Below are 21,530 nucleotides of genomic sequence, written 5' to 3'. Positions count from 1 at the left end.
TTCGCCCGCGGGTCTTGGCGACGGTTCCTTCGCTCCCTACCCAGTGATCGCGCTGGAGGGCCTCCACGAAATGGCCGAGCGCGTCCGCACTGGGCCGATAGTCTAGCCGCTCCGGAAACACGTACAGCGCCATCTCCACGCCCATGGGCGGAGGCTACCGCGACGCGAGCGGCGGTCAAAAGCCCTTGTGCTTGCCGCGCAGGCTCTCGGCCAGCTCCAGCATTTCGCGAATGGCGGCGATGACGTCCTTGGTCGGCGTGTCGATGCCGAGCTCCATCTCCTGTACGCCCCAGTGGCAGCGCTGGCGAGGGACCCCAACCCAGGCGCCAAGCTCGATGCGGGGATCGTCCCAACCCTCGTAGCGGTCGTGGGAGCAGGCTACGGCCTCGCGAACGAACGTGGCTCGGTCCTTGATCCCGAGCACCTGCCAGACCTCGTGTTGATCGAAGGACTCGATCAGCGGGGAAACGTCCGTCGCCTCCTTGGACACCTTTCACGCCCTTCGAATCGCGCTGGCAAGTCGACGGTAGCCTCCCGGCACCGGGATTGGCTGGTTCAGGAGCACGGCCTCTTGCATCGTGCCGACGGCCGGGAACACGACCAGACGATCGTTCCACTTCCAAACCTTGCTGAGATACGTGTTCATTTGAAGAACGAGATATTCAGATGGATTGGTGGGCGACGTGTCGCAGCATACTGTCGCGCTTCAGCGATGGGCCTCACGAATGGCTGAAGCGCGACGTACCGCGGATGCGAACGCGGCGACTGGGAGGTGGACGTCCAAGACGCGGCGGGAAACGTTCTGGAGCTTCACGTTACCGCCGAGCACCTTTTCGGCTCCTTCCGGCAACCGCTTCGACACCGCGTCGATGTCCTTCTCGAACTGCCGCACGAGCTTCTCTTTGGACGGAAACCGAGGCGCGCGGGACTTGCTGGGCTGCCCCGAAGGCGGCGAAGCGCGAGCGGCGACTATCGACCCTGAGGCCTGGAGTCGGAGTTCAACACCCAGGTGCAATCGTTGCCGCTGCACACCCAGACGTATGTCGCCCGCTGTCCGCAACCCTGCACGCCCCGCGTTCGCTGGTCTAGCTTGACGAGCTGCAGTTGCGGACCGGGACAGTTGAAATCGTACGCAGCACGGGTTCGCAGCTTTTGCTCGCTGGGCCCACACGCGGCGAGAACTGGCAGAGCGAGGAGAGGGAACAACGCCAGATAGCGCATGGCCTCAGGCTAGTGCTGCGTCCCAAGAGTCTCAACCGGAATTCTTGGACGCTTGTGCCCGGAGCTTTGCTCGCGACGAGAATCCGACGGAACGCCCGACCGCACGGCGCGTCCGCTGACCCGCCCAACCCTTTGACGCGGCGTGGGGTACGGGCTCACACTTCATCATGGATCGCATTCGGCGCTCCGTGGTGGCCCTGCTCGCCATTGTATGCGTTCGTTGCGGTGGAAACATCAGCGCCGATGCGCCCTTCGCCTCAGAGGGTTCAGGCGGTTCGGCCGCGACAGGGGCCGGTGGCGGCGTGACTTCAGTCGGCGGCACGGCCGGGGCAGCAGCCGGAGGAACGAGCTCCGGCGGCAACAACGCAGACGCGGGCTCCGCGGAGGGCACCGTACAAAGCGAGCCCTGCGGACTCAATGCCAGTGGGAAGCAGACACTCCACTGTGAGGTCGGCTCATGGGTGAAGTCAGGCAACTGCGTGGACCCGGACGTCATCACGGCCGTGAGCAGTCAATGGGGCTTCACCTGCGCCTTGCGTCAAGACGGGCACGTTGCGTGCTGGGGGGGGCAATCAGCTGGGACAGCTCGGTGTGGCGACACCCACTTTCATTCCCGTTGCGACGAACGTACCGGGGATTGGTGGCGCAACCGCAGTCTCTGTGGGCGACTGGCATGCGTGCGCACGGCTTCAGGACGGTGACGTTGTTTGCTGGGGTGCGAACAGCAACGGCCAGGTGGGCAACGGTGTCGGCTCCCAATTGTCCGCGCCACCGTCTGCGGTCGGTCTAAAGAACGCAGTTGGGGTCAGCGCGGGTCACGACCACACGTGCGCAGTTCGCAAGGACGGTAGCGTCGTTTGCTGGGGTTCCATAGCTGACGGCGAGCTCAAAGAGTCCTTATCGCCCGTCGTGGTCGACGGGTTGGTTGACGCTACGAGCGTCAGTGCAGGAGACAAGTTCACGTGTGCCGTCCGACAGACAGGGGGAATCACGTGTTGGGGTTACAACAATTGGGGACAGCTTGGCGCTGGTTCGTCCGCCTACACGTCGAGTCTTCCCGTACAGGTCCCAGGGATCCAGGACGCCATCGCGCTACAGGCGGGCGATGACCACGCGTGCGCGCTCCGCAAGACGGGCGAAGTCATGTGCTGGGGACGCAACCAAGTCGGCCAACTCGGCAACGCAACGCTCGAGGCGTCTGACAAGCCCGTTCCCGTCGCCGACCTGACGAACGTCGTCAGCGTCCGCGCTGGCCCGGCAACTTCGTGTGCGCTGCGCCAGGGGGGTGAACTCTGGTGTTGGGGAGTGTACGCGCCCAATGTCACCAGCAAGACCCCCATTCAATTGACCGACATCGCCGACGCGACCGATCTCTCCATTGGCCTTGCCGAATGCGCCCTTCACAGCACGGGTTCGGTGGCGTGTTGGGGCATCAATTCCTGGGGCGCTCTCGGACTGGGGACCAGTGACTCCAGTTTGGCTCCGGTGACCGCGACGAACCTCTCGAGCGTCACCTCTCTGTCCGGAGGCATTCAGCACGCATGCGCCGCTAGTGCCGGCGGTGGAGTCGCATGCTGGGGCTTCAATTTCTATGGCCAACTGGGCGACGGCACGAGCACCAGCGCGGCAGCGCCCACCGCCGTGCCGGCTGTTACGGACGCGCTCGCGGTGACAGCGGGCGACGGGCATTCGTGCGCCGCGCGTTCCACCGGCCAAATCGCATGTTGGGGGGACAATATGAGCGGCCAGCTCGGCGACGGAACCCAAATCGGGAGCCTCACACCCGTCGTCGTTGCAGGCATTGACGACGCAATCGCCATCGGCGCAGGGCACGGCTTCACCTGTGCGCTTCGTTCCGGGGGCGCCGTTGCCTGTTGGGGCGCCAACTACTTCGGAGAGATTGGCAACTCGGCGGCGCCGAACCCAGCATTGACGCCAACAGCCGTGGTCGACGTCACCGATGCCATCGACCTCAGCGTGAGCGATTTCCACAGCTGCGTCGTGCGAAAGAGCGGCAAAGTCGCCTGTTGGGGCTCCAGTAGTGACTTCAAGCTCGGAAGCTACCCCGTGCCTGCCGGCGTCGCGGCCGAAGTGTCTGGAGTAAGCGACGCGGTGATGGTGAGCGCAGGAGCCGCGCACACTTGCGCCACCCGCACCGACGGCACTGTCGCGTGCTGGGGTAGCAACTACCAAGGCCAGCTCGGCAGCGAGACGACTTACGTTACGTTTTCGTCACCCGTTGCGGGCCTTGTCGACGTCGTGGCGCTGAGTGCGGGGCAAGGCCACACGTGTGCCGTACGCAAGTCGGGGTCGGTGGTGTGCTGGGGCTCGAACTACTGGGGTCAGCTGAGCGTCGAAACGCCCACGCAAAGCGCCACTCCCATCGAAGTGAAAGGCATCACCGATGCGGTAGGCGTGGCGACGGGAAAGACGTACTCGTGCGCGCGCCGAAAGACCGGCGCCGTCGTGTGCTGGGGCGCCGGGGCCTACGGCGAACTCAGCGACGATCAAGCCTTCAGCTACCAACCAAGAGCAATCATCTGGCCGCCCAAGGAGTGAGGCCGTCAGAAGAAGGCACACGCGATCGACATCCTTGCCATCGTGCCCCGAGCGAGCGAGGTGTGCGGGACCCGTAGCGATGACCGCCGCGTCCGTGGTCGCCGGTCGATGCGCGCGGCTCATTGAGCGGTTCGCCGCCGCGCTCGCACCAACGCCGCGATCCGCTTGGCGGCCATGAACGCCGCGCCGAGCGGGATCCCGAAGTAGATCGCCAACGTGAGCCACACCAGCCCGGGGCGGTGACCGCCGGTCACGATGGGAACGCCCTTCGCGGGAGGCACCGTGAGGAAGTACAGGATCGCAGACTCGCCCAGGTAGGGCGCGTCGGTCGCCTGGGACACGGCTTGCACCGAGAGCAAACCGCCGCTCGGCAATGGCCAAGCGGTGGCCACGAGCTCCGAGCTGAGCGTGTAGGCGTGATCGAAGCGACCGTTGCGACGCGCAGCAGCGATCGCGAAGGCGTTGGCCGACGTCCCGAAGCCATCCGCCACCGGCCCGGCGTCGATCTCGAAGGTCCATTCCGGCCAGGTTCCGGGACGGAACTCGCGAAACCCCGCGGCCCAGCCTCGGTCTTGCCAGAAATGACGCTCGAAGGTCGCGTACCACTGTCGCGACTGCTCCGGCCACAGGTCGGGGGCGAACTGCAGCGACCACGCCATGCCGATGCCGCGACCGGGCTGCACCTCCGTGGCCTCTGGCAAGTCGACCCGGAAAGGCACGAGTCCGATGTCGTCGGTCCTGGGTCCTTGGAAGGCGCGCAGCGAGCGCTCTACGAACGCGCAGTGATCGGTTCCGAGCACGGCGTCGGCCCGGCGGATGAGCCCGATGCCGGCGAGCACGTCGATGGGGTAGCACTCACCCGGGTAGTCGTTCATGAGACCGAGCCGGGTCCGGTCGAGAGACGCGCTGAGGGTCTCGACCTGATCGCGTAGCATGGGGAGCGACGAGCCGTCGTGGGTCAACGCCTCGTAGCTGGTGAGCCCGCCGATGAGCAACGAACGGAAGAAGAAGTTCTGGTGGTGCAGGTAGTCTTCGCCCCAGTGCTCCTTCACCCAGGTGTGGTGGCCCGGATCAATCAATAGATCGCGCGCCGCGTGCACCGCGCCCGAGGCGTACGTCATCGGTCGCGTCGACGTCTGCTCCTGCAGTTGCTCCGTCGCCATCAGGTAGAACACCGCGGTGAACAGCGGCCACTCCGTGGCGGCGACGTCATGCAACGGCACCGAGCGGGCGCGGCCCGAGGCGACTCTGGTGCGGGCCCAGCTCTCCACGCGCGGCGTGAGGGAGCGATGAAGCTCGACGGCCCGCTTCGGAACGCCCGGATGCCCCAAGGCCGGGTCGTTCAGATCTCGAACCACGGACAGGCCCGGCAGGAAGAAGAAATACACAGCGAGAGCAACCAGAACGCAGTGAGCCAAAACCTCGACTATTGCAGCCTTCATGCGCCCAGCTTGGGGCCCCACGGCGACCTCGGCGCGGGCAGATGGCGCGAACGGTCTCAGGCCGCCCGTGAGCGGTCCGAACCCGGTGGTGAACGGTCGCGTCAGCGGATGCCGAGGCGCCGTCGGAGCGCGCGGGCCGCCTGTCGCGACACGGGAACCTCGTGCCCACCCCGGAGCGTCGCCCGGTAGCCGCCGCTCGCCATCGGGCTCAGCCGCTCGACGAAGCGCAAGTTCACGAGCGCGCGGCGATGCACTCGCTCGAAGGATCCGGACGGAAGCTTGCGCTCGAGCTCGCTGAGCGACAGCTCCGTGAGAATGCTCTCGGCGCCCACCCACACCGTCACGAGCTGGCCGTCGTGCACGGCGTGGGAGACATCGCCCGGATCCACCAAGCGGAGCTCGCCCCGCACTTCGAGCGCCACGCGGTCCAGGCTCTCGCTCCGCGGCGCCGCCGCGCGGGAGAGGCGCTCCCGCACCCGCGCGACCGCCGCGGCAAGGCGCTCCGCCTCCACGGGCTTCAGCAGGTAGTCGGCGGCGCCCTGCTCGAAGGCCACCACGGCGTGCTCGGGATGCGCGGTGGTGAACACCACCTCGACGCCCAGCTCCACGGCGGCTTCGGACACTTCCAGCCCGGAAGCGCCGGCCATGCGAATGTCGAGGAACGCAACGTCCACGTCCCGCTCGTCGAGCTCCGAAAGGGCCTGCTCGCCGCTCGTGCACTCGGCAACGACTTCCACGTCGGCGATCGCGCTCAGCAGGCGCCGCATGCGCTTGCGCGCCATGGCTTCGTCGTCGGCGAACAGCGCCCGGATCTTCACGCGACCTCCGCCGAAAGCGCACCCGGGAGCGCCACGCGCGTCCGGGTCCGATCTCCATCAGCGTCGAAGCTGAGCGTTGCCTCGCCGCCGTAGGCGAGGGCCAAGCGCCGCTCCACCATGGCGATCCCCTCCCCCCCGGCGCGCCGCCCGCGAAAGCGGCCCGGGTTCTCGATCTCGACGTGCAGCCGCAGGTCCGGCGTCGACTCCACCGAGAGCCGCACCACCACTTCGCCGCTGTGGCCCGCGCCGGCGCCGTGCGTCACGGCGTTCTCGAACAAGGGCAAGAACACCATCGGCGGCACCTGCACGCTCGGGAGCGGCTCCGGCACCTCGAACCGAAAGCGATAGCGAGCGGCATCGCGAATGGAATACAGCTCGAACAAGCTGCGCGCGAGGCCGATCTCCGTCTCCAGATCCCAACTCGGGCTGCGAATGCCCCCGAGCATCGTGCGCAGCATGGATGCAAGTCGCAGCGTGGCAGCCTCCGCCACTGCCGGATCTTCTCGACACCACTCGGCGATGGCGTTCAGGGTGTTGAACAGGAAGTGGGGATCGAGGTGCGCCCGCAGCGCCAGGAGCGACGCGCGTTCCGCGCTCTCCGCCATCCGCTCCGCGCGCCGCTGCTGAGCGTGGAGCCCGCTCTCGAGCTCGATGTCCCGCGCCAGTCCCCAGCCGCCCACGAGGAACAGCACCCACAAGATCCCGAGGGACGAGCCGTCGATCACGTAGGTCCAGCTCAGCCGTAGCGCACGCCGCACCAGGAGCGCCCACCCCAGCACGAGCGCGGCACACAGGAGCGCGTAGAGCCCGTGCCCCACCGATAGGCCGCCGCCCCGCGGAACCAGCACGCGGTAGCCGGCCGGCGCGGCCAGACAGAACGCCGCGAACAGACTCGCATCCGTGGCCATGGCCACGCCGGATCCCGTCGCCAGCCACTCCGCCGACACCAGCGCCACGAACACGAGCAGCAGCGCTCCGCCGCGCTTGGGCGTCCAAAGCGCACGCCAGGTGGCGATCACGGTGGTCACCCGCCAACGATAGCGCTTGCGACGCCCGGCCGCGCCTAGCCCGCCTCCGGGTGTTGGTCCGCCGCGGAAACTCGCGCCAAAGCAGCATTGATGCTCGTCAGTTACTCGGACGAAACGGCGCGGGTAGCGTCTCCGCGTCATGATCAGCGCACGAGAGCAGTTCTGGCAGGGACAGACCTTCGCGTTCGTCGGGAACTCGGCAAAGAAGGGCTTTCCTCGGCTGAGCTACGGCAAGAGCAAGAAGCTCGGCAAGACGGCGTTCGCCGTGGATCCCTCGTGTGACGCCATCGACGGCGATCGCGCCTACCCGGACTTCGACGCGCTTCCGCACAAGGTAGAGGCAGCCGTGCTCGAAGTCCCCCGCGAAGAGACCGCGGAGTGGGTGAAGAAGGCCGCCGACGCGGGCATCCAGCGCGTGTGGATCCACATGAACCGGGACACGCCAGAGGCGCTGGAAATCGCCAAGGATCGCGGCGTCTCGCTGCTCACTGGCGCTTGTGCCGTCATGTACGTGAGCCGCGGGCCGTCGTATCACTCGATCCACAAGCTCATCGCCAAGCTGACGAAGCAGTACTGAGCCAGCATTCCGCTCAGTGCTTGGAGGATCCCGCCAGCACCACGGTCGCCCCGCCCTCCGTCACTTTCAACATCGTCCCGCTCTCGGAGCGCGGCAGCCGGATCCGGTAGCCATGGTCCCGGATGCGCTCGATCACCGCCTCCAGCACGGGCACGCGCCGTGTCATGCGGTCCACGTTCACCACCAGCTTCCGCACACTGCCGTCACCATCAGGCCACGCAGCGGCCATCAGCTCCGCGTCCGTCGCGATCCGCCCGGCGCGCCGGCACTCGAGCATCTTGGCCAGGATCAGGCCGTGTTGCACCGTCAAACTCGATCGATCCGTGCCCGCACGCGCAACGAGCAGATCGAGATCGATCGTGATGCTACTGCCGGCGTCCGTCGGTGCGGACCGATGGAAGTCCCGTATCGCCTTCAGCAACCACTCTCTCAGCACGTTGAGCGTCACAGGTTTGAGCAACACGGGAACATCCCGCGAAACGAGATGACCCTCCTCCCGCGCCGCCACAGTTCCGCTGGCCACCACGACTGGCATCCTGATGCCCTTCCCGCCCAGCCACTCCAGCACGTCCAACGCCGACGTGCCCGGCAGGGTGTAGTCCAGAAGAAGCGCGTCCAACGCCGAAAGCCCGCCCGCCTCGGCCAGCTCAAAGAACGGATGGACGTCAGAGTACGTCACCACCCGCCAGCCGCTGAGCCCCCGCTTCACCACCTTGCAAAACGCAGCATCGTCGTCCAACACGACGACCCCCACCGGATCCGTCTGCATGCCCGCAGTGTAGGGCCGCACCGCAGCCAGTCCAGTGACATCCACGCAACGCCCGCATTTTCTGCGACAGAGGCTGTCGCAGGCCATCCTCCTGGATTTCTAGCCCCGGGGTTCTGTCGGGGCGTCGGCAGCTCACATCTACGGCGAGCTTCCTGCTGCATCGGCGTCGTCGCTGGGTTCGATCTCGGGACGGCCGCTTTCCAAGAAGATCTCTGGCATATGCGCTCTCGCGAGCGTCGCGACGTAATCCACTCCCAACTCAACGCTCGGTGCGCGCACGGCAACAGGCAACGTGTACCCTGATGTCGAGAGATCGTGTCGCCACTTCAATGGCGCCGACTCACGCTTCTCGATTTCGTAGAGCAAGTCGTCTCTGGGAAAAGCAAACCAACGCTTCGGCGACACCTGCCCGATCGCAACATCCCGGGGGGCAGCTACGGCGCAAAGGGCAATGTCATTCTTGATTGTGCACAAAATTTCCACGACGCCCCCGGCGGTTCGAACGACGAAGTCATGCGCGCCGGGGCCGAACACGACCGCAACCTCTTGGAACGACTGCCACCCCATCTTGGGCAAGACCACCGGCAGGAGTTCTGGAAGGCGACGCTCCCAAGCCTTGATCGCGAACATGTACCGAATCTCGTATGTGGTCATCACGATCGCGGCGAGCGCAAGCAAGACCACCTCCAACTTCGTACGTGGTGTCCACCCGCGGGCCTGTACCTTCGTGAGCCACACGAACCCGCAGAGGGCGACGCCGACGGCCGGCCAGGCCAGCAACCGAGCGACGCGAGTCACCCGACTCGGGAACCCAACTACGCGGAGTTGTGCGGGAGTGTCCGGCATTGGCTGTGTTGGAGCATCAACCTGGATCCGGCATGCCCGCAAGCGCCCCGCCCGCAATGTTTCCAGCGGTAATCCCCGACAGAAAGCTCGGTGAGACTCGTCGAAAGGCAGACGGCCAAATCACCGGGGAAAGGTTTGGGATGGTCCCTCCACGCGGCGTGCTGGGGATTGACGTCCCCGGTCCGCCCAAGACGCCGCCAGCGAATCCCCAGAAGGCGGCGGTCAGTGCAGCATCAGGGTCGTACGCGCAGCTTGGCGTTGAAAGCGCATAGTTCGCCACGCCGGCGACAGCTCCAAGCGCGCCAGCTCCAACACGCGTGGCCACCAGGTATGGCGCGACCGCGCCCTGAACAAACCCAACCCCTCCGGCCACGAACGCTCTTCCGTAATCGATCTGGAGTGGGCGCCCGTTGCCCGACTGCGTGAGCGCTTGACCAGCCACATTTGCCGAGAACGCGATCGCACCGCTGGCGATAGCGAGGGGCAAGGTGGCAAAGGTCCCATCCAAGTCCACGTAGTTGACCGGATCTCCGTTGGCGTAGGCGTACAGGTTCGTGCCGCCGTCGAAGCGGATCGGCTCGGGGCTGATCCAGCGGCCGACCTCGGGGTCGTAGTCGCGGGCGCCGAAGTGGACGAGCTTGGTTGGGTTGGTTGCGGTAGGGACGGCCCTCTTCGGGCCGCCCCCCGCACAGATCCCGGCGAGCGGGTTTCCCGCACCGGGCTCCCACCTAGGGTCAACGGGCCGCGAAGCGCTCCTCGGGCCAAGGGTGTCGAATCACGGGCTTCGGGAGTGGAAAGCGTTTCTCGAGGCGCTTCCTCTTCGCCACCGACCAGCGTGCTTTCTGGCTCCGGCGCTGTAGCTGCCGCAGCCAGGCTTCGCCGACGTGGCGTCGAAAGCGTTTCAGTACGCGCTCGTTCGTAGGAACACCAAAGTATTGGTAGTACCCACGCAGCACGGACGAGAGCCACTTGTGCGTTGCACGCGCGTCCTCGTGCCGCCGCCGTCGCAACTCTTGGTAGAGTTCCGACAGCGTTCGCTGCCGCTTCTTTCTGGAGGTGAGGCGTTGCAGTTGGAACCAGCCGTTCTTCCCGTCCTTGCCCGCCACGTGCGTGAAGCCGAGAAAGTCGAAGGTCTCGACCTTCAGACCGAGCTTCGCACTCCGCTCGCGCGCGTAGCGGCCAAAGCGCAGGATGCGCGTCTTGTCCGGATGCAGCTCCAGGCCGAAAGTCGACAGGCGTCGCTCGAGAGCAGCGCGCATCATCTTCGCGTCCCGGCCGTCCTCGAAGCCCATCACGAAGTCATCAGCGTAGCGCACGAGGTAAATACCTCGCACGCTACGCTTCCGCCTCGCGTGCACCCAGAGGTCGAGCACGTAGTGCAGGTAGATGTTCGCCAGAAGCGGACTGATAATGCCCCCTTGCGGCGTTCCTTCCTGCGTCGCGTGCAGCTTGCCTTCCTCCATCACACCTGCCGCGAGCCACTTCATCAGCAACCGCACCAGGCGCCTGTCCGCAATCCGGTGCTCGATGAACTTCTTCATCCATCCATGGTCGATGGTGTCGAAAAAAGCTGCGGATATCCGCGTCGAGTACCCAGTTCGTTCGCTTCTTGATGATGACCGTGGCGAGCGCATCCAGGGCGTCGTGCGGCGACCGCCGGAGGCGGAAGCCGTACGAGAAACCAAAGAACACCCGCTCGTAGATGGGTTCCAGGATCATGCGCAGGGCCTGTTGCACGATCTTGTCCTCCAGGGCCGGTATACCGATCGGCCTCTGCCGTCCATCCGGCTTCGGGATATGCACCCGTCGCACCGGAAGCGGATGGTAGCTGCCGCGATGGATCCGGTCCTGCAGGTTCGCGAGGCGAGCTTCGAGGTTTTGGCCGTACTCGCTCCACGTGACCCCATCGACCCCAGCCGCCGCATTCTTCTTCAGTCGCCGAAACGCCTGCGCCAGTAGCGGCACCTTGAGGTGACACATCAAGTTGCTGAACTTCGTCTCCTTGTCCTTCGTTGCCTTGCGTCCGACTCGCTCCAGGTTCGTGGACGCGCCTGCCCGGCCCTGGGTCCGGAGCGCGTTTCGTGGTGCGAGCTTTCCCTTGGCCTCGCCCCTTTCCTCCATCGACTCGACGGGCGTTACCCGCGCCTTCGCCGACTTCATAGGTACTATGGGCTCGTCCGACTCCTCGGGAGTTTGCGACCGCGGCTTGTGGATTTTCCCTTCCCGCGGCTGCCTGCCGTCCGCCATGGTGGACGACGAGGCGCTTCCGAGGTCTCCCGGTTCCCGTGCAGAGAGCGTGTGCGAACGTGCCGAGCTCTTCGACTCCGGACGGGCGGAGAGGTCCATCGGGCTCACTCCATCGGGCCTCTCCGTATTGTCTTCCACAAGGAGGAGAGTGTCGGCCCCGTCACCTGACTTCTTCCGAAGCTCCATCACCCGGCCCGCACGCGCGGCCTCCTACGCTTCGCCGGTGGAGTCGCCTCCACCGGCGCAAGGACTGGCCTTGCCGGTCGTGAACTGTTCCGGCGTAGGACTTGTTCGTTGATGTTTCATCTTCGCTCTCACCTACTTCTCTCTGCCGGTCTTTCCCGGCGCCTCCCCCCACTCGCGTCGGCGGCTCCGCCGCCTCCGCGGTCTCCCCCAAACCCGTGCTCGCGGCCGCCGCCCTCGCGGGGCGGAAGAGCTACGGTGCTACTTCACGCTTGCGGCAGCCGCTGCGCGCGGGTGGAGGAGACGCGCTCGGCGCTTCGCTGGAGCGCTCTGTATGGAACCGCGTTGCTGTGGGCGGCGCGGGGCTCGGGTGGTTCCGGGCGCCGGGGCAATCCCGCGTCATCCGAAGATCCGTCGGTGAAGACGGTTACGGCAGAACACCCAAGCGTGTGGTCGACGAAGCGCGTTCAACACCGTTCGCCTGACCTGAACGCCGCCAGGGCGGCTCTGAAGGTAGCTTCAAGCTTCGGTTCCTCCCACCGTTCGTCGTAGCTGGCCCAATAGAGGTGCAATTCAGCTTCCGCATCCTCGCGCCACTGATGCAGGAGCTCGGGAACTGGGTGCAAAGCCTCCCAAAGGCTGTTTAGCTGCTCGACCGGTACCTCACTGTCGAGAGTCTGGTTCCTAGTCCACACACCGGCCTCGTAGAGAACACGTAGGGACGCGAACTTAATATCATCAGGGGCAAACTTGATGCCGCTCATTCTAGCTGGCTCTCCCTAGAATTTGAGAATCACGTCGAAGATGCTTGGTCCTCGGGAACCTGCGTTCACGCTAATCGGTGGAGTGTTCCCTGCCCTAACGCCCTCAAGCACAGAACTGAATCGTTTGGCATTCGTCGCCCCCGCAGCATCGATCACCGACTTATTGGGGGACCGGAGGTTAGCGAGAGGGATCTCTATAACATCCATCGATCCCCCCAAGCGTGCCGATATTGACTTCTTTCCGAGGAGCTCCGCAGCTTTCGCACGACGAACTCCGTCCACGATTTCAAAGACGTCGTCTGCTCTTCCCAACGCGCGCAGCCCCACCGCTGCGCCGGCCAACATGCCGACCCCCGCAGTGGCCACGCTGTACAGTCCGGTAATGGCGCCCATTCCTGCGGCGTGGTTCCAATCCACGCACTGGAAGCTCATGCCGTTGAGCGCGAGCTGGAGCGCCGCGTCCATGACGAAGCCCTCCGCGAACCCCGCCGCCGCGATGAAGATGAGCGGATTCTTGCCGTCCAGATCGACGTAGTTGACCGGATCTCCGTTAGCGTAGGCGTACAGATTCGTGCCGCCGTCGAAGCGTATGGGGTCGGGGCTGATCCAGCGGCCGACCTCGGGGTCGTAGTCGCGGGCGCCGAAGTGGACGAGCTTGGTGTCCGCGTCGTACAGGCCCCCGGCGAAGCCGAAGGGGATGCGCGCTGACGGCGCTGGTGCTGCGGTCTCCTTGCCCCAGACGCCATGCTTGTACACGTCTTGATTGCCGTTGACGACGTTGATGACGGCGCGGGGGCTGCCCAGCTGGTCGGTGACAATGCGGTACACCGTGCCGCCCTTCACCATCAGATCCGGCGTGTGCGATCCGGTGGCGTAGATGAAGCGCGCCGTGACACCGCCGTTGCCGTTCAGCGTTGCCACGAGGCGGTTGTCGCCGGAGTAGAGGTAGCGCTCCTCGGCCTGGAGAACGCCGCTGACGTATTTCTTGCGCGTGACGCGGCGGCCGAGGGCGTCCAGGGTGTAGTTGATGGTCGTGGTGCCCATCGTCACACTCGTGAGCAGACCGAAGCGATCCCACGTGTAGCTGTGAGTCTGGGTTCCGCTCAGCTTTCGTACGCTGCGCCGGCCGTCGGCGTCGTATTGGAAACTCAGGGAGCCAGTGCTGGCGGTGTTGTACGTCAGGATTCGATCGCGAGCGTCGTAGCTCGCGATGGTGACGCCGTTCTCCTTCGTGCGGTTGCCGCGCGGGTCGTAGTCCCACTGCGTCGTGGTCGTTCCGTCGTCCACGGACTTCAACCAGCCGGAGGGCCAGTAGTCGTAGGTCTCGTCCGTTGACGGGTTGGCCTCGACCTGCTCCGTCTTCACCTGCACGCGACCGATGGCGTCGGGCGCGTACGTGATGTTGTAGCGGTTCGTGTTGCCGGTGAAGGTGGTGGCTACGTGGGTGACGTCGGCGTAGGTCTGGTCGTACTGGATCGCGGTCGTCACGTTGCCGATCCACGTGCTCTCCAGTCGGCCACTCTGCGGGCTGCGATCGCTCAGGTGGAACGTGGTCCCCGGGGACGAGATGGCAGCAGCGGTCACCAGACCGTCGTCATCCAGGGTGTAGGTCACGTCCGCGCCGCCTGTCAGCTTCTCCTTGTTCGGGCGGAGGTAGCCGTCGTACTCGAGGGACACGTCCTTCGCTGGTGAGCCGGGCCACGTCGTGCTGACGCGATCCGCGATGGCCCCGTAGCCGTCGTAGCCGAAGCCCGTTGTCATCCCGTTGCAGGTCGCGCTCGTAATGTTCCCCGTCGTCGTGTCGTAGGCGAACTGGCGAAGGACCTGATTCGCCTCGTCGCGGATCTCCGTCAGCTTGCCGGAAGTGGGATCGTACTGGGGCGAGAGCGAGCGACCGTCGGCCCAGCCCACGAGGGTTGGCCGGCGATCGAGATCGTAGTCGTAGCCCACCGTGCCAGCGGGCTGTCCCGCTACTGGCGGGGGCGTGTAGGACTGAAGAAGCCCGACGGGATCCAACGGCTGGTTGTGGTCGTAGTAGCTGGCGCTTCCTCCAGTGCCCGCTTGCGTCCGGATCTTGTACGCATCCCCCATTTCATCTCGATCGAAGATCGTGCTGAAGCTCTGGTAGTCCGTCGCCTTCGTGACGTAGCCATCGTCGTTCCGGTCGAACGTGGTTTGGAGCAGCCATGCCTCGGAGGTCGGTCCTACCGAGATTGTCTCGAGGAACCCGGTATTCGGATCGTACCCGTACTTCACCCGGCGGCTGCCCTGATCCACGGTGGTCAGGCGGCCGTAGCTGTCATACCCGTAGATGACATCCGCTACCTCCGGCGTCCCTGGGCCAGGCCGCTCCTTCCAGACGCGACCGTAGCTGTCGAGGTACTGCGAGACCGAGCGGCCCTCCGGAGATGTCACCTCGATCCGATTCTCGTTCTTGTGGAACGTGGACGTGTACTGGATGTTCGTACTCGGATCCGCGGGATCCGGGTACACGGTGCGCGTCTCGGATAGAGACGTGAAGCTGAAGGGGCTGCCGGGCACGGCGCCCACCACTTCACGGTCGACGTTCACGCCGAGCTTCTTGTTTCCACCGGGAAGCTCCAGTAGTTCGTGGGTCGTCCCCGCCGCGAGGCCGAATCGCGGATCAGGCTCGAGCAGCGCCAGACGCGACGAGCCGTCCGGATAGGTGGCCAAGCGAGCGCCCGCCTCACGACTGATGGCCGCGTGCACGGAGGTACCGTCAGGGCGCGTGATCGTGCGCTGCGTGATCCCGAGTGTGCTCGGGTAGCTCCCCGTGAACTTGTGCTTCAGCCCGTTCGCGGTCGTGATTTCGATGCCGGAGCCGGTGACGTTTCCTCCAGTCACCTCCTGCACACCGGCAAGTTTGCGGTACGGTGCGGACGTTTGCGTCCTTGGATCCCTATCCGTCGTCAACCGACCGTCGTCGTTGTACGCGAAGGAATGCGTTCCGCCCTTTGGATCGTTGAACTCCTCGAGCAGACCGCCCAACGCTTGCTGCTTGTATGCGAGGGAGTACTGCGACACGGGGCCGCTGACGACCATCAGCCACCCTTCTTCGATGGCTACATCCGTCGTCGCATTGCCGCTCGCGTAGAACGGAGCGCGGATCCTATAGAGCTCACCGTAGGGAGTTCGGTCGAAGAACGTCTGAAGGCCCAGTGCATCCTCGCTGCCACGCACATCGTCAATCTCGTCGAGCAGCGGTTCGGAGTGGCCTTCTGCCGTCTCGTAGGGGTGGTAGACGAACTTGAACTTGGGCGTACCGAGAACGGCATCGTACGTCATCATGTGGCGCCCGAACTCGTTGAACGCGTAGACCTCGCTGCCATCTTCCGAGGGAACGAGCTGTGTTCCAACGGCCGCGCCGGGCAGGGCGGGCGCTATGCGTCGGATGGCATCGCAGCTGTTGTTCCCATGTTGCGACACCCAGAGCGTACCGTCCGGAGCGAACGCAAGACCCTGCGCGGCAGCCAAGTGGACCGTCGTCGCCGGACCGTCGTCGCACTGCACGCCGCCCGCCGAGAGCCCGTCACCGGCAACGGTAACGATTCGGCCGATTGAGGTGATCTTTCGGACGCGTCCTCCGTGTCCGTTCGTACCCGTGCCTTCGGTTAAGTACGCGTTCCCATCCGAGCCAATTCGCACATTCTGAGGTGCGTTGAGCTTGGCCGTCGTCGCATCAATCCCTTCGCTGCTGTCGTTCGTGTTTCCATCTCCCCCTGCAACCAGGTGGATGATGCCACTCGGATCGACTCTGCGAATCGAACCATCGACACCATTCAACCCATTCAAGTCGACGAAGAAGACGGACCCGTCGTCCGCGACATCGATTCCGAGCGGCGCACGCAGCTGGGCTTGAATCGCCGGCCCCTCGTCGCCAGAGCTGCCAGCCGTACCATTTCCCGCAAACAGGGTTGAGCTTCCGTCCGTGCCAACCCGCCAGATCTGGTGGTGGCCCGTGTCGCTGACGAACAAGGTTCCGTCGGGGGCAAGGGCAATCCCCGATGGCTGGCTCAAAGGGACACTGGTCACGGACTCCCACTGCGTACCAACCATCTTGCTGACAAGACCGTCGTCGGGCTGCGCAACGTAGACGGTGCCGTTAGGCGCGACGCGAACGTCGATCGGTCCGCCGGGAACGGACACGACGTTCGTCACCACACCGTTCTCGAGCTTCTTGAGAGTCCCGTCGCCCGACGCACCGCCCGTACGATCGATGAAGTACAGGACGCCATTGGGGTCGAAGTCCATCCCGTACGGGTAGGAGCCGATGCTGCAGCCCTCGCACTCGTGTTGGAGGATCTGACCGAGCGCCGACCCGCGGCGCCAGCGGCCATCACCGTAGTGAATGGTCTGCGTGTTCCTGTCGTAGACGTGCTGGTGGCTGATGGTCCAGCCACCGTTGTGGAACGCGCGTGCGTCCAAGAAGCCGATGTCTCCGCGCCACGTGGTCCAGTACGTGACCTCCTGCCGGGTGTCGTTCGTCTGGTACTGGCCCACCGGGGGCAGGCCGAAGCCATCGGTCTTCCCGTACACGCCCTGGTAGACGGCACCCACGTGAACCGTGGCTTTCTGGATACCGTTCAGGTCGCGACCAAAGGCGTCCTGCCCGTTCCAGTCAAAGGTAAAGGATTCATCTGTGCCCCAGCCACTGCTTGGCTTGTCCTTCTCTTGGTGGATCTTCACTCCGGCGACCTCGAGATCTGCAACCAGCTTCTTGGCCGTATCGGGAAGCACGTTCTGACCGCCTCCCGGGATCTTCAGCGTTCGTCGGTGCGCCGGCTTGTACCCAGGAACTCGGCTGCTGCGGTACACGAGCGAGTACGGCGCGCCCGTGATCGGGATCTCCTCACCGAGCACGCTACTCTCGCACTCGATCGTGGAGCCGTTCATCACACAGGAGTCCGGCGACAAACCTTCGCGATCGTCTTCTCTGGGGTCCGGCGGCTGCCCGGCGTTCAACGGTGGCGTCCACCCCAGGTTGAAGTCCCACGCCGAGAAGTGGAGGACCGGCATGCGCCAGAACGTCTTTCCAATGTCCTGTGGGTCCGAGTATCGCTGTGCCAGCTGGTAGCGTTCGTCGTCAGTAAGCCCGACGTCCACGCCGCCGGTGTCCACCTCCATGTACCCGTCTTTGATGTCGACAAACTGGACGACGATCCCGTTGAGCGGAGCCCCTTCCGGTTCGCGATGTTGAACCCAGGCGCCGGTGTCGCGGTCGTAGGTTCCGTTCGGCACGGTGTCGCCGACCGGGAAGTCCAAGAAGTTGTCGACGTAGACGTAGACTGGCTGGCTGAAAGTCGGGTCGATCGGCAAGCCGTCGAGGTGCGCGACGAGCTCCGCGGCGTAGGTGTAGGCACTCGCAGCCGGGAGCGCGGCGGGCATGCGCTGCGCGCCCGCTTCGCCGTCCCCCACCGTGTACTCTTGAACGCCAGCCTCGAGCGTGCCCGACCCCGACGTCAGAGCGTTTCCACTGACCAGCCAGTCCGTGTTCGCGGGAATGAACACCGTTGCAGATCGCTCGCCGGAAGAGTCCTGCTCCATCGCCGATTCGACGTACGCCCAGCTCGGGTTACTTGGTGTTACCGGCGTCATCATCGGCGGCGTTGCAGGCACCATTGCCACGGTGGGTATCGTCGTGAACTTGCCCGGCTCCGGGTTCACCACACGCTCGACGGGCAGGTACTCGGGGGCGCCAGAGGAGGGACCGACGTCTATCGCAGTGAACCTCATGCGAATGGGATGGCCGCCGTTGACCACATAGAAGAATCGCCCCGACCAGACGTCCCGCAGCGTGTACCCGTAGTCTCCGTGGACACCGCCCAGCTGATTCTCCTGAGCCTCGACCTGGACTGTCTTGAGCTCGCCAGTCAAGGCGATGTCGCCCGTTATGACTGCGAGCTGGCTCACGTCCAACTTGCCAGGCTGAAGCTCGAACTGGCCCGACGTCGGGGGCTCAAACAGAAAGCGGACCTGTTCGAGAAAGGGGAGCGGCTCTGCGGTCGGCAGCTGTATTTCCTGCTGGCATAGGTCGTAGGAAACGTTCCAGAGCCCATTGGCGAGCTCCTGCGCGCAGTGACTGTCGGGAAAGAACGTCAGCGCACTCGACTGCACTTTGGCGCTGTCTTCCGCGGGCGACTGCGAGCTACATCCGGGCGCTGCGCCGCCTATGGCAACCATGGCCGTGGCCATCAGGCCCGCCGCAGCGAGCTTCCGCGCGTTCCGCCGACTCCAGCCCGCGCTCCGATTCTTCCTGGCGTTCATCCGATTCCTCCCGGTCGCCAGCGGACTTCGACGCCCCGCGCAGGTCCGTCAAATCTCTTCGGATCCTCCGTTCCACGCCCGGCGCCAGCCGCGAAAATCCCGACAAATTGCGGTGGAGCTTGCAGAGGCGGGCGTTCGTTGACAGGTTCCCGCTCTTCGCATGGACGCATCCGGCAGCCACGAATCCAATCGGGCCTATTACGACGCCTTCAGTGAAGGCTACGAAGATCACCGCGGGGAGAACGACCCGGGCGGCTATCACGAGCTCCTGGACGAGCTCGAGAGCGAGTTCGTCCAGCGCTTCGGCTCCGGGCGCGACGTGCTGGAGGTCGGCTGCGGGACGGGGCTGGTGCTGCAGCGTATCCGGCGCTTCGCCAAGTCCGCCAAGGGCATCGACCTTTCTCCTGGAATGTTGGCTCGGGCGCGGGAACGGGGCCTTTCAGTGGTGGAAGGCTCCGCCACGGCGCTGCCCTTCGAGGACGAGAGCTTCGACGTCACCTGCTCCTTCAAGGTGTTGGCGCACATCCCGGAGATCGACGTGGCACTGAAAGAGATGCTGCGCGTGACGCGCCCGCACGGGACGGTGATCGCCGAGTTCTACAATCCGCACAGCCTGCGCGGCCTGGTGAAGCGCTACGGCCCGGCCGGTCGCATTGCGCCCGGCGCGCACGAGAAGCACGTCTACACGCGCTTCGATTCGCCGCGGGACGTGCAGGCGCTGTTGCCGGCAGGGTGCGAGATCGTCGCATCCCGCGGCGTCCGCATTGCGACGCCCACGGCGCGGCTCATGCGGCTTCCCGTGGCGCGGACCCTGTTGCGCGCCACGGAGCGCGCGCTGTGCGATTCGCCCCTCGCCCGCTTCGGCGGGTTCTGGATCGCCGCGATCCGCAAGCCCTGAGGAACCGGTGGCCCCTTCACCCACGGACCGCCCAACGAGCTGGTGGCTCGACAAGCTCCGCGATCGCGCGGCGGCGGAAGAAACGCTCGAGCTCGGTGAGCCCATCAGCTGGGCCAGCGACGCCGAGCGCACGGCTGCCGTGCGCTTCTTCAACGCCGCGTTCCGCGCGGAGGAGAGCGGACTGCGGCAGGCGCACGAGCTGGCCAGCGAGGTCGGCGAGTGGGACGAAGATCTGGCGGAAGTGCTGCGCCTGTACGGTGACGAGGAGGGCTGGCACCGCGAGCTCCTGACGGAGTTTCTGGCATTCATCGGCGGCGAGATCCGCCCCATGGGCCGCGTCACGGGAACGTTCTATCGCCTCTACGGTCGCGCCAAGCGCATGGAGTCGATCGTGCTCACGAACCTGATGTTCGAGACCATCGGCAGCACGACGTATCGCCTCGCCCTCCGCAACGTGCAGCACCCGGCGGCGCGCCGCATGCTCACCATCCTGACGCGGGACGAGTCCTTCCACGTGCCGCTCAACGTGCACTTCCTCAAGCGCGTGCTCGAGCGGCGGCCAGCATCCGCGCGGCGCCGGCTGCGCGCGCTCTACGTGCTCCTGTTCGCGAGCCTCGCCGCCCTGCCGCTGGCGAGCCGCCCCAAGGCGAAAGCGTTCGATCGCGTCTCCACGCTGGAGCTGTCCCGCGCCTACGCCAAAGAGCTGGGCAGCTTGTTCGCGAACGAGCCGGAGCTCGGGCTCGCGCCGCCGCGGCCGTTGCTCTGGGCACTGGGCCTTTCCCTGGCGGAGCTCCGTCGCTCGCCGGGTGAGGCCGTGACCTCGGTGGCCGCTGCCGAAGCCGCCGCGGATCGCGCCCGAGTGCGCGTCACCTCGCTGTAGCGCGACGTCCGTCCGCGTGGTTCCGCGGCGGACCGTCAAAAGCGGCCGATGACTCCGAGCTGGAGGCCACCGGGGGTGGGTAGCGCGCTGGGCCTCAGGCTCACGTCGCTCTTTTCCGGTTTCGGGCGCTGAAGGTCCTTGGGCAGCGGCCGCTGGACCACGTGGCGCACCTCCGGCTCGAAGGAGAGCTGGGCCTCGAGGATGCCCAACGCGGCCACCGAGACGAATCCCCAACTGGAGAACTTCAACACGTTGTTGGCCGTCGTGTTGTTCGCGTTTAGCTCTTCGTTGTTGGGCGGCGGCTGGTCGTCGGCGCGGGCATCCAGCGAGAGCCGCACCAGCATCGCGCCGAGGGCGGTGCCCCCGAGCGCGACCTCGGTGCCCAGGAACAGATAGCCGAGGGCCGTGTCGTCGTTCTGGAACTGGCCCACTCCAAAGGGCACAGCCGCGATCCAGCGACGGTTCTTGGTGATGACCACTTCCTGTGCGGCGAGCTTCTCGAGAGCCTCCACGCGCAGGCGCTCACGCTCCCGGCGCTCCGCGGCCGCCTTGGCGGCGGCGCGCGCCTTCTTGATGCGGTCCTCTTCCGCCTTCTTGATCTCGTCCAGCATGCTGTCGCGCACACGGATGAAGCGCTCCACCACCGGCGCCGGATACACCAGGCGATCCGGCGGCTGCATCTGTGGGTTCTCGCGGATGGCGGTCTTGAACTGCTGGTCCGCCTCGTCGTTCTTGCCGACGGCCATCAGGCACGCGGCGTAGTAGGTGCGCGCCCGCTCCAGCACGTCGGGATCTTCCAGATCCGGCTCCGGGATCAGGAGCTTCTTGAACTCGGTGGTGCACTCGGCGTACTTGCCGCTCTCGAACAGCGTAACGATGCGTTCGAGCTTGCTGTCGTCGGACAGCTCCCCGGCGCTGTCCGTGGGCGGCGGGGGCTGGGCAGCGACCGGCCGTGCCAGCAGCGCGGTGGCCAGACAAACCGCAAACAGACTCGAACGAATCGAACGCATCCG

Annotated in this window: 16 protein-coding genes and 1 pseudogene; 4 read left to right on the top strand and 13 right to left on the bottom strand. The window is 65.5% G+C overall.

The window, feature by feature from the left end:
* Window positions 1-175 precede the first annotated feature (175 nt).
* Genes H6717_07645 through H6717_07635 form a run of 3 tightly spaced genes read right to left on the bottom strand, consistent with a single transcriptional unit; the run spans window position 176 to window position 892 of the window.
* A complete protein-coding gene (locus H6717_07645) occupies window positions 176-490 on the bottom strand; it encodes a hypothetical protein (GenBank protein ID MCB9576883.1) in 315 nt (104 codons plus the stop codon).
* Between the two features lie 3 nt (window positions 491-493).
* On the bottom strand, window positions 494-646 hold the full coding sequence (locus H6717_07640) for a hypothetical protein (GenBank protein ID MCB9576882.1): 153 nt from the start codon (window positions 644-646) through the stop codon (window positions 494-496).
* A 60-nt stretch (window positions 647-706) separates the two neighbouring features.
* The gene (locus tag H6717_07635) at window positions 707-892 is read right to left on the bottom strand and encodes a hypothetical protein (protein MCB9576881.1); all 186 of its coding nucleotides are present in this window, start codon (window positions 890-892) and stop codon (window positions 707-709) included.
* Window positions 893-1,881: 989 nt separating this feature from the next.
* On the opposite strand from H6717_07635, the gene H6717_07630 reads away from it, so the two are divergent.
* Window positions 1,882-3,780, top strand: coding sequence for an RCC1 repeat-containing protein (locus tag H6717_07630; protein MCB9576880.1), 1,899 nt, complete (start codon window positions 1,882-1,884; stop codon window positions 3,778-3,780).
* 119 nt (window positions 3,781-3,899) lie between these two features.
* Here the strand turns inward: H6717_07630 and H6717_07625 are convergent, their stop codons facing one another.
* The 3 genes from H6717_07625 to H6717_07615 form a co-directional block, all read right to left on the bottom strand.
* Window positions 3,900-5,222: a hypothetical protein gene (locus H6717_07625; GenBank protein MCB9576879.1), complete on the bottom strand. Its 1,323-nt coding sequence runs from the start codon at window positions 5,220-5,222 to the stop codon at window positions 3,900-3,902.
* A gap of 101 nt (window positions 5,223-5,323) precedes the next feature.
* Window positions 5,324-6,004: a response regulator transcription factor gene (locus tag H6717_07620; GenBank protein MCB9576878.1), complete on the bottom strand. Its 681-nt coding sequence runs from the start codon at window positions 6,002-6,004 to the stop codon at window positions 5,324-5,326.
* 32 nt (window positions 6,005-6,036) lie between these two features.
* Window positions 6,037-7,209 (bottom strand): histidine kinase, encoded by a 1,173-nt coding sequence (locus tag H6717_07615; protein ID MCB9576877.1) that lies wholly within the window; start codon window positions 7,207-7,209, stop codon window positions 6,037-6,039.
* Between H6717_07615 and H6717_07610 the strand changes: the two genes are divergently transcribed.
* A complete protein-coding gene (locus H6717_07610) occupies window positions 7,208-7,645 on the top strand; it encodes a CoA-binding protein (GenBank protein MCB9576876.1) in 438 nt (145 codons plus the stop codon). The two genes, H6717_07615 and H6717_07610, sit on opposite strands and share 2 nt — an antisense overlap.
* Window positions 7,646-7,658: 13 nt before the next feature.
* Here the strand turns inward: H6717_07610 and H6717_07605 are convergent, their stop codons facing one another.
* From H6717_07605 to H6717_07580, 6 genes and pseudogenes are all read right to left on the bottom strand, one after another.
* On the bottom strand, window positions 7,659-8,414 hold the full coding sequence (locus H6717_07605) for a hypothetical protein (protein ID MCB9576875.1): 756 nt from the start codon (window positions 8,412-8,414) through the stop codon (window positions 7,659-7,661).
* 138 nt (window positions 8,415-8,552) lie between these two features.
* Complete coding sequence (locus H6717_07600) at window positions 8,553-9,092, bottom strand: hypothetical protein (GenBank protein MCB9576874.1); 540 nt, start codon at window positions 9,090-9,092, stop codon at window positions 8,553-8,555.
* Window positions 9,093-9,276: 184 nt separating this feature from the next.
* A complete protein-coding gene (locus H6717_07595) occupies window positions 9,277-9,954 on the bottom strand; it encodes an RHS repeat-associated core domain-containing protein (protein MCB9576873.1) in 678 nt (225 codons plus the stop codon).
* Between the two features lie 40 nt (window positions 9,955-9,994).
* Window positions 9,995-11,240: pseudogene (gene ltrA, locus H6717_07590) on the bottom strand (group II intron reverse transcriptase/maturase).
* Window positions 11,241-12,157: 917 nt separating this feature from the next.
* A complete protein-coding gene (locus H6717_07585) occupies window positions 12,158-12,454 on the bottom strand; it encodes a hypothetical protein (GenBank protein ID MCB9576872.1) in 297 nt (98 codons plus the stop codon).
* A 15-nt stretch (window positions 12,455-12,469) separates the two neighbouring features.
* Window positions 12,470-18,739 carry a hypothetical protein gene (locus tag H6717_07580; GenBank protein MCB9576871.1) on the bottom strand — a complete coding sequence of 2,090 codons (6,270 nt, stop codon included), beginning with the start codon at window positions 18,737-18,739 and terminating at the stop codon, window positions 12,470-12,472.
* Window positions 18,740-18,899: 160 nt separating this feature from the next.
* On the opposite strand from H6717_07580, the gene H6717_07575 reads away from it, so the two are divergent.
* Together H6717_07575 and H6717_07570 are read left to right on the top strand one after the other, a co-directional pair.
* Window positions 18,900-19,637, top strand: a complete 738-nt coding sequence (locus H6717_07575; GenBank protein MCB9576870.1) for a methyltransferase domain-containing protein — start codon at window positions 18,900-18,902, stop codon at window positions 19,635-19,637.
* Between the two features lie 7 nt (window positions 19,638-19,644).
* The gene (locus tag H6717_07570; GenBank protein ID MCB9576869.1) at window positions 19,645-20,517 is read left to right on the top strand and encodes a ferritin-like domain-containing protein; all 873 of its coding nucleotides are present in this window, start codon (window positions 19,645-19,647) and stop codon (window positions 20,515-20,517) included.
* Between the two features lie 35 nt (window positions 20,518-20,552).
* Here H6717_07570 and H6717_07565 read toward each other — a convergent pair whose 3' ends face one another.
* The gene (locus tag H6717_07565; GenBank protein ID MCB9576868.1) at window positions 20,553-21,527 is read right to left on the bottom strand and encodes a hypothetical protein; all 975 of its coding nucleotides are present in this window, start codon (window positions 21,525-21,527) and stop codon (window positions 20,553-20,555) included.
* Window positions 21,528-21,530 lie beyond the last annotated feature (3 nt).

The organism is Polyangiaceae bacterium, assembly GCA_020633235.1.
In the GTDB taxonomy this organism is placed as follows: Bacteria; Myxococcota_A; Polyangia; order Polyangiales; family Polyangiaceae; genus JACKEA01.
The sequence above is the reverse complement of the archived record's forward strand: the minus strand, read 5'-3'. Positions and strand labels throughout refer to the sequence as shown.